This is a genomic window from Marinobacter sp. M-5 (assembly GCF_032911545.1).
GTDB lineage: Bacteria > Pseudomonadota > Gammaproteobacteria > Pseudomonadales > Oleiphilaceae > Marinobacter > Marinobacter goseongensis.
Window position 1 is genome coordinate 813,162 of record NZ_JAWJEK010000001.1, and the last position, 14,035, is coordinate 827,196.

The 14,035-nt window shown below is 59.1% G+C and carries 10 protein-coding genes; 9 read left to right on the plus strand and 1 reads right to left on the minus strand.

The genetic code is table 11. The features are described 5' to 3' along the window. Positions 1–163 precede the first annotated feature (163 nt). The 7 genes from R0125_RS03750 (at position 164) to R0125_RS03780 (ending at position 11,583) form a co-directional block, all read left to right on the plus strand. Positions 164–1,225, plus strand: a complete 1,062-nt coding sequence (locus tag R0125_RS03750; RefSeq protein WP_317237192.1) for a hypothetical protein — start codon at positions 164–166, stop codon at positions 1,223–1,225. A 63-nt stretch (positions 1,226–1,288) separates the two neighbouring features. Further along, positions 1,289–2,299 (plus strand): putative solute-binding protein, encoded by a 1,011-nt coding sequence (locus tag R0125_RS03755; RefSeq protein WP_317237193.1) that lies wholly within the window; start codon positions 1,289–1,291, stop codon positions 2,297–2,299. A gap of 21 nt (positions 2,300–2,320) precedes the next feature. Next, on the plus strand, positions 2,321–4,372 hold the full coding sequence (locus R0125_RS03760) for a TRAP transporter large permease subunit (RefSeq protein WP_317237194.1): 2,052 nt from the start codon (positions 2,321–2,323) through the stop codon (positions 4,370–4,372). Positions 4,373–4,648: 276 nt separating this feature from the next. Next, positions 4,649–7,228 (plus strand): S8 family serine peptidase, encoded by a 2,580-nt coding sequence (locus tag R0125_RS03765; protein ID WP_317237195.1) that lies wholly within the window; start codon positions 4,649–4,651, stop codon positions 7,226–7,228. After that, positions 7,225–7,728 carry a protease complex subunit PrcB family protein gene (locus tag R0125_RS03770; protein ID WP_317237196.1) on the plus strand — a complete coding sequence of 168 codons (504 nt, stop codon included), beginning with the start codon at positions 7,225–7,227 and terminating at the stop codon, positions 7,726–7,728. The genes R0125_RS03765 and R0125_RS03770 overlap by 4 nt, the downstream gene beginning before the upstream one ends. Positions 7,729–7,813: 85 nt before the next feature. Continuing rightward, positions 7,814–9,709, plus strand: a complete 1,896-nt coding sequence (gene parE, locus R0125_RS03775; protein WP_248182829.1) for a DNA topoisomerase IV subunit B — start codon at positions 7,814–7,816, stop codon at positions 9,707–9,709. A gap of 95 nt (positions 9,710–9,804) precedes the next feature. After that, a complete protein-coding gene (locus tag R0125_RS03780) occupies positions 9,805–11,583 on the plus strand; it encodes an SLC13 family permease (protein ID WP_248182832.1) in 1,779 nt (592 codons plus the stop codon). Here the strand turns inward: R0125_RS03780 and R0125_RS03785 are convergent. Continuing rightward, on the minus strand, positions 11,567–12,874 hold the full coding sequence (locus R0125_RS03785; protein ID WP_317237197.1) for an EAL domain-containing protein: 1,308 nt from the start codon (positions 12,872–12,874) through the stop codon (positions 11,567–11,569). The genes R0125_RS03780 and R0125_RS03785 overlap by 17 nt on opposite strands. A 101-nt stretch (positions 12,875–12,975) precedes the next feature. Between R0125_RS03785 and R0125_RS03790 the strand changes: the two genes are divergently transcribed. Next, the gene (locus R0125_RS03790) at positions 12,976–13,182 is read left to right on the plus strand and encodes a hypothetical protein (RefSeq protein ID WP_248182835.1); all 207 of its coding nucleotides are present in this window, start codon (positions 12,976–12,978) and stop codon (positions 13,180–13,182) included. A 285-nt stretch (positions 13,183–13,467) separates the two neighbouring features. Further along, positions 13,468–14,019 (plus strand): cytochrome b, encoded by a 552-nt coding sequence (locus R0125_RS03795; RefSeq protein WP_317237198.1) that lies wholly within the window; start codon positions 13,468–13,470, stop codon positions 14,017–14,019. Positions 14,020–14,035: the final 16 nt, after the last annotated feature.

A 14,035-nucleotide genomic window follows, 5' to 3' on the forward strand; every position in this document is an offset into this window, starting at 1 on the left:
AATCTCCTCTCTTGCCGGGCCATTGGCCTGATCGGCATGACCCGGTCGGCATTCGAGCCATTTTTGTAAGACAAGAATCGCCGCATTCTTTCAGGCGTCGAAGGTGCATGGGGTGTAAAGACACCCCGAACTTATAAAAACAACTTAGAACACAAGGCGAATTATGATCTCTTCACTGGATAAAACCGTCGGGTGCATGGTTGCCATGCGCAACAAGCTGTTTGCCCTCGCTGCACTGGTCCTCCTGGCTGGCTGTTCGGCAAATCCCATCTACACCACAACAGGCGTTGTGCTCTCCAACTACGCTGAGGGAGAGGCGACACCTTATGTGTTGCAAATGTCTGACACGGAAATGGCCTGTTCGCTGGGGGAGGGGCTCGATCCGCTGCTGTATTCTTTTTCACGGGTGACCGCGCCACCCGATATCCCCGGCTCACTGATCATGCTGCTCGCAGCCAATTGCTCGGAGAAACGTGCCTGGGAAGCGGAGCTGGAGTACCTTCGTGAGGATTACGCGGGCAACGTGCCGGCGGCCAAAGACGCCCGCGAACGCGCCAAACGCCTCAATGCTGAAACAGCACAGCGTCGCTACATGGCCTTTCAGCGTGCCATAGCGGCCTACGATTTTGACCCGGGAGCCGAGACACTCGAGTGCCCATTCCTGTTCTCCGACCAGGACGAGCTCACCTTCCTGGTCGGCGTTCTGACGGGTATGCAGGCGATCGTCAACGACGCCAACTCCGGTGCCATGGCGGGTGTGCCCCGTAACATCGCGCCCCAGGCTGAGCGTGCTGCCACCTGTATTGACAATGAAAAGTGGGGCGGGCTCCCGAATGCGGTTCGTAGCCTGGTATGGCTGTTGTTGCCCGACACCCGCCCGGCACTGTCACCAGATCCCTGGGCTGTTCTCGAGAACAGTTCTGAGCTGGCCGTTGCCAAGGGCTTCCGGGTTGCCATGGCACTTGAGGCGGTTGCCGCAGAAACTTTCGGTCGTCCGGACGTTCTGGAAGACGTCATCGCACGGTTCGCGGAGGCCGAGAACACCATCGTCGTCAACGACGACTACCGGTTAATCGACGAGATCGCTCGCGACATTATCCAGTTCTCTTCCGACAAACACTGGACCGCGAATTACGGTTACCGTACGCCCCAGAGCTTCTTCGGCAAGATGAGCCCTGAACGTGCCGAAGAAGTCGAGACTATGAACCTGGACGACCTGCTGTAAGCAGGCGTCCACAGGCGTTGAAAGAAAACTCTTACAAACACAAGAATGACCCGGAGGTCAGTTATGATCCGCAAATCCCTTGCTGCCTTGTCCCTGGTTGCTGCTGCACCCTTTGCCGCGGCTGAACCGATCAAGATGTGTGTGTTCGACGTCATCGGCGCTAACGGTGACATGTTCAATATGGTCAAGGACTACGCCCTTGAAATGAAAGCCCACGGCGTCGATTTTGACTTGCGCCCCTACACCGACGAGGGCGTTGCGGTGGGCGACTTCAACTCCGGCCAGTGTGATGCCGTTGCTGCTACCGACCTGCGCACCCGTCCGTTCAACAAGTTCGCCGGTAGTATCAGTGCGGTTGGGGCGATTCCGAGCTATGACGACCTGAAGACCGTGCTGGCCACGCTGGCGCAGCCCAAGGCGGCGCCGCTGATGCAGCAGGGTGGCTACGAAGTGCTGGGGATCGTGCCCATCGGCGCCGGATACCTGTTTGTAAATGATCGTAGCATCGACACGGCGGGTGAGCTGGCCGGTAAGCGCATGGCAACCCTGGATTACCAGAAAGACGCCATTCACATGGTCAACCACGTCAAGGCCACCGTTGTGCCCTCCGACATCACCAACTTTGCCGGTAAGTTCAATAACGGCTCCGTGGACACCGCCTATGCCCCGGCCTTCGCCTACGAGGCGCTGGAACTGTACAAGGGCGTTGGCGACAACGGCGGTATTGTTGATTACCCACTGGCACAGCTCACCATCCAGGTGATTGCTCGTGAAGGCGCGCTGGATGCCGAGACCGCACAGAAGTCCCGTGAAGTGGCCTGGGGCATGTACGGCCAGGCCATGAACCTGATCCGTGGCCAGGAAGAAGCAATCCCGGAAAAACAGTGGATCCAGATTTCAGAGACTGATATTGAAGGTTACCAGGAGATGTTCCGCGACAACCGCCTCCAGCTTCGGGATGGCACTGACGGTGCAGACAAGGTATACCACCCGAAGATGATGAGCCTGCTCAGCAAGATCCGCTGCTCCAGCAACCCGTCTGCGTCTGAATGCACCGCAAGCGATCGCGAATAATAACTTCAAGGCTGATCCTTCATGAACTGGCGAGCCCTCTCAGCGGCAGGTTCTAAAACCCTTTACCCCGTGCATCGTTCGCACGGGGTAATCCTCCTGCTGCTTCTGCTGTTTACCCTCCTGCTTGGCATGGGCAATTCCCTCCACTCCAGAATGCTCTGGGTGGGGGAACAGACCTGGCCGAATTACTACCTGCTTGATCCGGACGCGACTGAGCCTACCTGTGAGCTCTCGATAGATATCGATGCACGGGTGCAGGCGCGGTTAGATGCCTACGAGCCCGATCCCGACGATCTGTTCAGCTCACCACCGGATGCCGACGCTATCCGTAAATCGCTGGAACGCAATGTGGCGTTGTGCGAACAGAAACATGTCATGTTCGAGGAAAATCAGAAACATGCCACCGCTGCTCTGGCGGTGTTCAAGTCGGTAGAGCAGGGGTTTGCGTCTTTCCTGCTGGATAACATCGAGCTGACCAAGTTCCTGTTCATTGCGATGTTTGCCATGGCGGCAGCGATTTCGGCGCTGGATGCCGATCACATCGCGCTGCGCTTGCCTCGCAACCGCGCCGAGTGGCGCCTGAGCCAGGGTACGCAGCTGGCCGTGAACGGGCTGATGGTGTTCTCGCTGATGTCATACGCCGGGAGGTTATCGACATCGCCGGGGTCGGAAGGGACGATGACGCTGCAGTATGCCTGGGCCGCGGTGTTCGGACTGTTCATCGTCATCAACCTGGTGCGTCTCTTCAGTATTCCTGAGCGCATGAAGCCCGGCAATCTTAATGCATCCTCCGGCCTGGTCATTCCGTTGTATTGCGGCATGGGCCTGATCGCCATGAGCTACTTCTTCTTCGTGGACGGGTATTCCTCGGGGCTGGCGATCTACTTCGGCATGATGGCGAACCTGTCGTCCATGTTCATCAACATCGGGCTCTACGTTCTGGTGGGTATGGCGCTCAAGCAGACGCGGATACCGGAGTTGCTGCTGAACATCATCAAGCCCTACCAGCTGCCAGCCCCCATGCTGGCGTCGGTGATGATCTTTGCTACAGCGTTCCCGACCGCCTTTACCGGGGCCTCCGGTATCTTCATCCTGGCCGTGGGCGGCGTCGTCTACGATGAGTTGCGTCGTGCCGGCGCCGGGCGTCAGCTGTCGCTGGCAACCACCGCCATGTCGGGCAGTCTGGGTGTGGTGCTCAATCCGTGCCTGCTGATTGTGGTTGTGGCGGCGTTGAACAAGGAGGTGACCACTACCGAGCTTTACGGCTGGGGTTTCTGGGTCTTCATGTTCTCGGCCACGCTGTTCTCGATCATTGTCTGCAAGACTCAGGGTAACTGGCGTCCGCGCCCGGCTCCGGGTGCGTTCCGTGAATCCCTGCAACAGTTCAAGCCGCTGGCTCCTTACGCAGCCGTTGCCCTGGCCGTGATTCTCGGTATCTGGATTATTCTGGGGCTGGGCTTCAACGAGTACAGTGCGCCGATGATTCTGCCGCTGGTGATGTTGGGTCTGGTTTATCTGGATGCCGGCAGAGACAGCCGGGACGAGGGCCAAAGCCGTGCAAAGGCCTTCTGGGTGCGAAGCACAGCGGCCGCCAGTGATTCTGCGGTTCACATCGGTGCCCTGCTGGCATTGATCGGCTTCTCGATCTGTCTCGGCGGTATTCTCGAGCGCTCGGACATTGTCCATGCCCTGTTCCCCGAGAGCCTGACCAGCCCATGGATCGCCATGATGGTGATCGTAGTGATGCTGACAGTGATCGGCATGGTGATGGATCCGTTCGGCGCGGTCATCCTGGTGTCTGCCACCATCGCGCAACCGGCAATTCAGTTGGGTATCGACCCGCTGCACTTCTGGATCGTGTGTCTGGTTGCCTTCGAGCTGGGCTATCTGAGCCCGCCGGTGGCACTGAACCACCTGCTTACCCGGCAGGTCGTTGGCGAAACCGAAGTGTTGGCTGCGGAGCGTACCGGTTCCTTCTGGCATCGCTATGAGCGCCTACTGCTGCCGCTGGCCGTGATGGGTCCGACCCTGTTGCTGACAGCGTTCGTGCCAATGTTGTTCTACGCTCTGTAATCAGAAGGGCGTAAAGCACCTGAAACCGCCGATTGGGTAACCTGTCGGCGGTTTTTTGCATCCGGAAAAAGTTCGGGAACGTAAGCACAACAGAAAGCGTCAACTACTAAGTCATGCAGTGTTGTATCCTTGAGCACTGGGCAAGCAATCGCGACTGGAATCGGGTAGATGCAAACAATAAGAGCAGGATGGTGTGCAGGTATTCTCTTGATCGCGGGCACCGTGGTGTCCGGATGCGGCGGAGGCGGTGGCGGATCATCGTCCGACGCTCAACCTGTGCCTGATCTATCCGGTGTCATTGCCATGGAGAGCCGCACCCGTGTGGATGTGGATACCGCTGATGATATTCGCCTGGGTGTCAGCGGCACCAACAACGACCGCGGATCTGCGCAGGTTTTACCGAACACGGCCGTGATCGGTGGTTATCTGAGCGCGACTTCGGGGCGTTACAACACGGAAACGTCCGATACCTTCCAATACCCCGAGGACCGGGTGGATACCTACGCGGCCAATCTGTCTGACGGTGATCGCATCAGTCTTCAGGTTTTCGGCTCGCCCGATGCGTTTTTCCTGAGTTCTTTATTGAGTCCTCGATATAAGGTCAGAATTATTGATGCGGACACCGGTCAAGAGTCTCCGTTTAGCCCTCCCGATTCTTCGGGATTTGGCTCGATTTCGGCCGTTCTGCCGTCAGACTTTGAAGCGGGTGAGTACCTGATTGAGGTCAGCACCTCTGGAGGGTCGCCATTTCGTTATGTGCTGACGCTTGCGACTGAAGGCGCCCAAAGTGTGATGAGCACACGATACGTTGAGCCGGATTTCCTGCTCGATGAAGCGGTTGTTACTTTGCGGCCGGCACTGATGTCAGCCGAAGATGCCGGCGCGGTGGCGCAGGCTATGTCGGCCAACAATGCCCGCCGGCTGGGCGGCAATTCCTGGCATCTCCGCCGGACCACCGCGCAACCCTTGTCGGCCCTGTCGGCACAGGCATCGAAACAGGCCCGCGAAGACACCGTGGCCTGGATCCGGGATTTGCAGCAGCGCCCGGACATTGCTCATGCGGAACCGAACTACCTGTACAGCGCTCAGGTGGTCGAGCCGGATAACGATCCCCTCTACAGCCGCCAGTGGAACTATCCGTTGATTAATCTGCCGCTGGCCTGGCAGGTGGCCCCGGATGTCGGCGTGGGGGTAGGTATCGCTGTTATGGACACCGGGCTGTTCCGCAACACGCCGGCTGCCGGGGGCGCCTGGCACCCGGACCTGGTGGCGAACGTGGTGACACTGCCGGGCCAGATTATGGACTATGTATCCGCAGAGCTGGACATTGACAACCGTTTCCGTGATCCCCTGGGGCGCGATACCAACCCGGCCGATCCCGGTGATGGTAAGGCCCAGAGCAGTAATTTCCATGGTACTCATGTGGCCGGTATTGCCGGTGCGGTCGATAACACTCAGGGTGTGATTGGTGTGGCGCCGGAGGCAGACATTCTCCCTGTGCGGGTGTTGGGCGAGGATGGGGTGGGCAACTCGGCCGACCTCATAGCGGCCATTAATTGGGCCGCCACCCGTAGCGAAATTGACGTGATTAACCTCAGTCTCGGCGGGTTGGGGCCCAGCCAGAGCCTGCAGGACGCCATTGACCGGGCCTGGGCCGGCGGCAACGGCAAGCTTGTGGTTGCGGCAGCGGGCAACCAGAGCACCGACGAACCCACATTCCCGGCTGCCTTCTCCAATGTAGTCGGCGTCGGAGCGGTTGACGGGGCAGGTGTCCGAGCCTCCTATTCCAATGTTGGCGCTTCGGTGAATCTGGTGGCGCCGGGCGGCGATGCCAGTCGTGACGCCAATCAGGATGGGGTTGCTGATGTCATCCCCAGTGCCTGGGGAAGTGACGACGGCGGCGTGTTCGTGCCGGGATACGCGGGATTGCAGGGTACTTCCATGGCCGCGCCTCATGTATCGGGAATATATGCGTTAATGAAATCCGCCCAGCCCGGCATGACACCGGACATGTTTTTCACCCTGTTGGTTAATGGTGAGTTGACCAATTCTCCGCCCAACTCTACGGAATATGGCGCGGGTATGATTGATGCGCTCAAATCGGTAGATGCGGCTTTGGATGGAGACTTTTCCACGGTGCTTGCCTCAAGTCCGTCGACGCTGCAATTCAACGGAGTCGTTAACTCGCAGAGCCTGGAATTGTTGAAGTACCCCTCTGATCCGGGTATCGCTATCAATATTCTGAGCGTTTCAGAGCCACCAGCGTGGCTTAGTACAAGTCTCCAGACCGGTGTTCTCAATTTGGAAGAGCCCGTGAGCGTATCTGTGAACACTGAAGGTCTCGACCAGACGGAATCCTACAGGTTCACTCTGGAGGCCAGGTACACCAGCACGGACAGTTCTACTGAAAGGACCTTAACCGTGCCGATCACCCTGCAGTTCGGTGGCTCTTCGGAAGACCTGAACGCCGGCCGTCATTATGTGTTGCTGGTCAGCACCGATGATGACCGCGACACCATGGCCCAGAGCGTGGTCGAGGCGGCCGATGGGCAGTATCGCTATGGCTTTGACGATGTGCCACCCGGTGAGTATTTCCTGGTGGCCGGCACAGACATGGACAACAACGGGCTGATCTGTGAAAACGGCGAAGCCTGCGCCGAGTACCCGGTAAACGGGCTGCCTGAAAAAATTGTCATTGGCGAGTCACCGCTGGCGGATGTCACACTGAGTACCAGCTTCAGGCGCCCGACCATCACTTCCATGGGCATGCCCCGCTATGGATTCGAGGGGTATCGTCTGAAATCTGTTGAAACGGCACCAAACGAGCCGGTGAGAGCTGTGGAGACCAACCGTTGAACCCATTGCAGGGCCGCCCCGCTACCCGATACGTCAGTTTGCTGGTGACCGCAGGATTGCTGGTGGGGTGCGCTGTTAACCGCGGGGAGACCGCAGAAGGAGCTCCGCTGGCGCGCCAGCTAACCCAGTCAGACCACTGCGGTCTCGCCGCTCCAGGGCTGGTGTATCTGGACAGCGCCGGTCAGATCGAACGGCTGTCTGGCCTGCCGACCCGCAATCTGCCGCTGGATACCTTGAGGGCCGTGGATTTCGAGCGTGAGCATCTGGTTCTGGTCAGTCTTGGCCAGAAACCCACCGGGGGCTATGGTGTCACGCTTGATCAGTCCGAGATCCGCGACGGTACGCTGGAGGTGACCATGACGGTCCGGCAGCCCGCAGCAGACACCCTGGTGGCTCAGGTACTGACCACCCCCTGCGCGGTGCTTGCGATAACACCTGAGGGTTGGGATCGCCTGAAAGTGTCCGGTGCCGGCATGGATACCCTGACCCGCGAGCGTTGACGCGAAAACAACCGTTGATCTTTCTCCGCGAATCCCTAAGCTATGGGCCAGTTTTATAACAAATCCGCGGAGTCTGTTCCTTCCTATGAGCCAGCAAGACTATAACGCCGACGCCATTGAAGTCCTGAGCGGCCTGGACCCGGTTCGCAAACGCCCCGGCATGTACACCGACACCAGCCGCCCCAACCACCTGGCGCAGGAAGTCATCGATAACAGTGTCGACGAAGCGCTTGCCGGCCACGCCCGCCGGATCGATGTGGTGTTGTACAGTGATGGATCCCTGAGCGTTGAGGATGACGGCCGCGGTATGCCCGTGGATCTACACAAAGAGGAAGGCCTGCCGGGTGTCGAGCTGATCCTGACCCGGCTGCACGCCGGCGGCAAGTTCTCTCAGGGCAATTACAACTTTTCCGGTGGTTTGCACGGAGTGGGGGTGTCGGTGGTCAACGCACTGTCGACCCACCTTGAGGTGACCATCAAGCGGGACGGTCAGCTGCATCGCATGACTTTCGCCAACGGCGACAAAGCCTCCGAGCTGGCGGTGATCGATACGGTGGGCAAGCGCAACACCGGTACCCGGCTGAAGTTCACCCCGGATGCGTCCTACTTTGACAGCCCCAATTTCTCGGTCAGCCGTCTGCGTCATAACCTGCGGGCCAAAGCGGTGCTGTGCCCGGGGTTGACGGTCACCTTTCTGCAGGAGAAAACCGGCGAGAAGGACGAATGGTGCTACGAGGACGGACTGCGGGATTATCTGCGCACGGCGCTGGCGGATATCGAGGCGGTGCCACTGGACCCATTTACCGGCAGCTTCTCCGGCAACAAGGAAGCGGTGGACTGGGCGATCCAGTGGCTTCCGGAAGGGGGCGAAGCGGTCATGGAAAGCTACGTGAACCTGATTCCCACCGCCCAGGGCGGGACTCACGTGAACGGATTGCGGACCGGTCTGCTGGAAGCCATGCGGGAATTCTGCGAGTTCCGTAATCTGATGCCCCGCGGCGTCAAGTTGTCTCCGGAGGATATCTGGGAACGCTGTGCTTACGTGTTGTCGTTCAAAATGCAGGAACCACAGTTCTCCGGCCAGACCAAGGAGCGGTTGTCCTCACGCGAGGCCGCAGCCTTTATTTCCGGTGTGGTCAAGGACGCCTTCAGCCTGTGGCTGAATCAGCACACCGATGTGGCGGAGATTCTGGCGGAGCTGTTTATCAACAACGCGCAACGCCGGCTGCGGGCATCCAAGAAGGTTGCCCGCAAGAAAGTCACCTCCGGTCCGGCGCTGCCCGGTAAGCTGGCCGATTGTTCGGGCAGTGATACCAACCGCTCCGAGCTGTTTCTGGTGGAGGGGGATTCCGCTGGGGGTTCTGCCAAGCAGGCGCGGGATCGCGAATTCCAGGCGGTGATGCCGCTGCGCGGCAAAATCCTCAACACCTGGGAAGTGGATTCCGGTGAGATTCTGGCCTCCCAGGAGGTGCATGACATTGCCGTGGCCATCGGCGTTGACCCCGGCTCTGACGATCTTGCCGGGTTGCGCTACAACAAGATCTGCATCCTGGCGGATGCGGATTCCGATGGCTTGCACATCGCCACCTTGCTGTGTGCGCTGTTCCTCAAACATTTCCGCCCGCTGGTGGCCGCTGGGCACGTGTTCGTGGCGATGCCTCCGCTGTATCGGGTGGATCTGGGCAAGGAAACTTTTTACGCGCTGGACGAGCATGAGAAGCAGGGCATTCTCGACCGCCTGGCGGCGGAAAATCGCCGTGGCAAGATCCAGACCACCCGCTTCAAGGGCTTGGGTGAGATGAATCCGCTTCAGCTCCGTGAGACCACCATGGCCCCGGATACCCGCCGGCTGGTGATGCTTACCATCGAGGACGGCGACGACACCGACAGCCGCATGGACATGCTACTGGGCAAGAAGCGGGCGTCTGATCGGCGGGTGTGGCTGGAAACTTACGGCAATATGGCGGACATCGAAGTCTGATATTGCTGAAAGTGCTTTAAAAAGCATCCTTTATTCTTTCTAAGTATTCGGCAAAGCCGTTATCCTGCGTCCTTTATTCTCAGGATGCAGGATCTATGGACTGGCAGGGCTGGTTTGCGCTGAGCCTGGCGGGCGTTGCGTTGTTACTGATGAGCGTTGGGCGATTCGGCCCCCATCTGGTTATGATGGGCGTGCTGGTGGTGCTCAGCGCCAGTGGTATCATCACCGCCGATCAGGCCCTGGCGGGCTTCAGTAACAGTGGGCTGATCACTGTGGTGGCCATGTTCGTGGTGGCGGCGGGCATCCACCATTCCGGTGGCGTAGACCTGATCGTTAACCACTTGCTGCGTTCCCCCCGCTCGGTGCGCTCGGCCCAGGCCCGTATCGCGTTGCCGGTGGCCCTGCTGAGCGGCTTTCTGAACAACACCCCTGTTGTGGCCACGATGATCCCCGCGATTCACGCCTGGTCCCGGAAAATCGGCATTGCCCCGTCCAAACTGATGATCCCCCTGAGCTACTCCGCCATCCTCGGCGGCACCCTGACGCTCATCGGAACCAGCACCAACCTGGTGGTCAACGGCCAGTATCAGCAGCTGACGGGGGAAGCGGGGTTTTCCATTTTCTCCATTACCGCCGTGGGTTTGCCGGTGGCGGTCATCGGCCTGGCGGTGATGCTGCTGCTGTTGCCCCGCTTTCTGCCGGACCGTAAGGATCAGCAGAGATTCGGCTCCATGCGGGAGTTCACTCTGGAGGTGGCAGTTGCCTTTGATGGCCCACTGGTGGGCAAGAGCGTGGGTGAGGCCGGCCTGCGAGAGCTCGAACGACTGTACCTGGTGGAGATCGAGCGGGACGGCAGCGTGGTCACCGCGGTGCCCTCCGAGGAGCGGCTGCAAGGCGGCGATCGGCTGGTGTTTGCCGGCGATACCCAGGCCATTTCCGATCTGCTGCGCATTAACGGCATCGTGCCGTCGGTACACGATGATGAGCCCAGCCTGAGCAAAGACCGGGCGGAGCGCCGGCTGGTTGAGGCGGCGCTGTCGCCGCAGTCGGAAGTGCTGGGGCTGACCATCCGCGATGCTCGTTTCCGTGACCGCTACGGTGCCGTTGTGTTGGCCGTAGCCAGGGGAGGTGAGCGGGTCTCCGGCAATCTCGGCAACATCCGCCTGAAGCCGGGCGACGTGCTGCTGCTGGAAGCCCGCCCGGCGTTCGTGACGCGCCAGCGCTACAACAAGGATTTCCTGCTGATCAACGATCTGGAAACCGAGACGCCCCGGCATGACCGTGCCTGGTTGTCATGGGCGATCCTGCTGGTACTGGTGGGAGCCGCCGCCGGTGGTCTGCTGAGCATGCTGAACGCTGCACTGATGGGCGCTGCGCTGATGATTCTCAGTGGTTGCTGCTCGGTGGGACAGGCCCAGAAGGCCGTTGACGTGCCCGTGATGCTGACCATAGCCGCCGCTTTCGCCCTTGGCGCCGCGCTCGAGCAAACCGGAGCGGCCGGGTACGTGGCGGAAGGCATCCTCGGGATCAGTAGCGGCCATCCGTTACTGACCATTCTGCTGGTTTATTTCGCGGTGTCGGTGCTCACGGAAGTGATCACCAACAATGCCGCCGCTGTGCTGGTAATCCCGGTGGTGCTGTCCATGACCACATCTCTTGGTGTGCCGGCGGAGCCGTTCGTGATTGCGGTCATGATGGCGGCATCGGCCAGTTTCGCCACGCCATTGGGGTACCAGACCAACATGATGGTGTTTGGCCCCGGCGGTTACCGGTTCTCGGATTTCGTCAAGGTAGGGGTGCCGATGAATCTGTTCATCGGCCTGCTGACCGTGGCGGTCATCAGCGTGGTCTACGGTATCAGTCCAGTCGCCTGATGCCGTCCGTGGGATTGGCGAGAATGTCGCAGCACAATACCCTCAGCTCGTCCTGCCGCGGGTTCTGGTGATAATAGCCCAGTGATAGCGTCACGCACATGTAGGCGCCGGTGATGCACAGGTAGGGCGCTGTCACCTGCAGCCGTTTGGGCTGAGCCAGCGCCTGCCTCAGGTATTGCTGCCGGTACCAATCCGCCTCGGTGGTGCTCTCCAGTGGTCGGAAGCGGGGGTCCAGGCTGCCTGCCATGGCGTCCGACACCAGTGTGTCGCCGATCTGAACTCCCCGATCATCCACCAGATAACACCGCGACACCGCCGGGTGCCCCAGCAGCAGGGCGCACGCCTGTGACAGACTGGCGCCGCTATTGAGTTTTTCCACGGTGTTCTGAAAATACCCCGAGAAAAAACGGATCAGCTGCTGGGTCGGGTCCCGGGTGACCAAACTCTGGCTTTTGTACTCGTTGAGCAGATGATCGAAGTCGGCGGCTTCGGTTGGTATGTCGGCCAACAGGATACTGGGCTTTCTGAAATAAAAACCCTGGACAAAGTCCACACCGGCGTCGATCGCTATCAGCGCCTGGTCCCGTGTCTCCACACCCTCCAGCAACACCAGGCAGCCGGACTGGTGGAGCAGGGACACGATCCCGTTGAGTATCTGTCTGGCCTTGTGGTCGTCAGTGGCCCGGGTCAGCAATTTGCGATCCAGCTTTACGATGTCCGGAGACAGGTTCCAGATACGCTCGAAATTGGAGTGGCCCGCGCCGAAATCATCGATCGCTGTCAGGCAGCCCAGGTTCTGGTAATAGGCAACCGTTTCCCGCAGCCGGTCGGCATCGTCCGTGGGCTGTTCCACGATTTCCATGACGATTCGATGTGGGGGCAATCCGGTTTTCTCTAGCAATTGGCCGAAAAACGCGTCTGCCCGGCTGCCGCTGGTGACCACTTGCGGCGATACGTTCAGGAACAGCCAGTTGAGTTGATCGTGGAAGCCGGAGTAATTGCGAATGTGCAGGTATCGGCACAGCCGGTCGAGCAGCAGGTTCTCCGCGTTGGAGGCTGGCAGTCCGAAAAGGTGGATCGGCAATACCGCCGAATTATCCGTGTCGAAGGCGCGAATCAGTGCCTCATACCCCACCACCCGTTTATGGGAGATGCTGTAAATCGGTTGCAGTGCCGTTCGAAGGGTCAGGCCCTGGTAGTCTGCTGTCCATGAATCACCTTCCTTGTTGAGCATGGGGGACAGCAGATCAATATCCGGTGCTGCCATCGTATCAGGAAGGGTTCGCGACATAGGCTCTTCAGGGTCTAAAAACGAAGACATCGACATCAGCGCGGGCCGGTCGAACTGTAGATAAATATTGCAGATGCCTGTTCAGGGACGAGGTGTCAGCAATGCAGTTGCGAAAGATTGCCAAAAACTACGCGGTATTGCCACCCGTTAATGTAAAAAACCGGGAAAAGAGTGAGGTGAGTGTGATCGATGCCGCCGGGGCGGACAATGCAGCGGCCCTGTTCAGGCCGCCAGAGCATCAGTTGTTGCTGGGTACGACAACGCTTTCGTCGAATTCAATTTCCATCTTCAAGCCTCTCGGTCAATGAGTCACCCAACCGGGTTTCAAGTATGGGTAAAGTCTATCGCATTGATCATTTCCAACAATCCGTATTACCCGTATCAGACCTTTGATATAGCGGTTAACCGAAGTGAAGGTCGGCAGGGCTGGTCCGGTGGAAGCGCCCATAATGGGAATCTGAACTTTCCGGGTGGGGTTCGGTCAGAAATTCTGATGTTGGTATCCAAAACATTTTGGTTGGTTTTGGCCGCCTGCCTTACTAGACTTGACCATCGAGAATGTAAATCAATCAGGGAGCGAGGTTTTTCTCTTCATGCAAATCCGCAATTCGTCCAGCCAGTTTGGCGTGGTCAGTATCGTGGCGCACTGGCTGGTGGCGATCGCCGTATTTGGTCTGTTTGGCCTTGGCTATTACATGGTGGGTCTCTCGTATTACGACGAGTGGTACCGGCTTGGTCCGGACATTCACCGAAGCATCGGGATCCTGCTGTTCATCGCTGTGGTGTTGCGGGTGGTCTGGCGCCTGATGAATCCGACGCCCCGCCCGTTGCCGAGCCACCAGCGTTGGGAAGTGCTCGCGGCGCACGTTGCCCACGGGCTTTTGTATGTGCTGCTGTTCGTCGCCATGGTCAGCGGCTACCTCATTTCCACCGCTGACGGCTCCGCGATCAGCGTATTCAACTGGTTTGATGTACCGTCCGTAACCGGGCGGGTGAAAGGTATGGAGGACATCGCCGGAGAGGTGCACTACTGGGCCACCTGGGCAATTGTCGTGTTGGCTGTGATTCACGCCCTGGCGGCGATCAAACACCATGTGCTGGACAAAGACGACACCCTGCGCCGGATGCTGGGTATTTACCGATAGTGTTTGCAATCCCTGA

Bases quoted from the DNA above. Each gene is read 5' to 3' on its own strand.
- R0125_RS03750 (WP_317237192.1), top strand. From the start codon at position 164: ATGATCTCTTCACTGGATAAAACCGTCGGGTGCATGGTTGCCATGCGC.
- R0125_RS03755 (WP_317237193.1), top strand. From the start codon at position 1,289: ATGATCCGCAAATCCCTTGCTGCCTTGTCCCTGGTTGCTGCTGCACCC.
- R0125_RS03760 (WP_317237194.1), top strand. From the start codon at position 2,321: ATGAACTGGCGAGCCCTCTCAGCGGCAGGTTCTAAAACCCTTTACCCC.
- parE (WP_248182829.1), top strand. From the start codon at position 7,814: ATGAGCCAGCAAGACTATAACGCCGACGCCATTGAAGTCCTGAGCGGC.
- R0125_RS03780 (WP_248182832.1), top strand. From the start codon at position 9,805: ATGGACTGGCAGGGCTGGTTTGCGCTGAGCCTGGCGGGCGTTGCGTTG.
- R0125_RS03785 (WP_317237197.1), bottom strand. From the start codon at position 12,874: ATGTCGCGAACCCTTCCTGATACGATGGCAGCACCGGATATTGATCTG.
- R0125_RS03790 (WP_248182835.1), top strand. From the start codon at position 12,976: ATGCAGTTGCGAAAGATTGCCAAAAACTACGCGGTATTGCCACCCGTT.
- R0125_RS03795 (WP_317237198.1), top strand. From the start codon at position 13,468: ATGCAAATCCGCAATTCGTCCAGCCAGTTTGGCGTGGTCAGTATCGTG.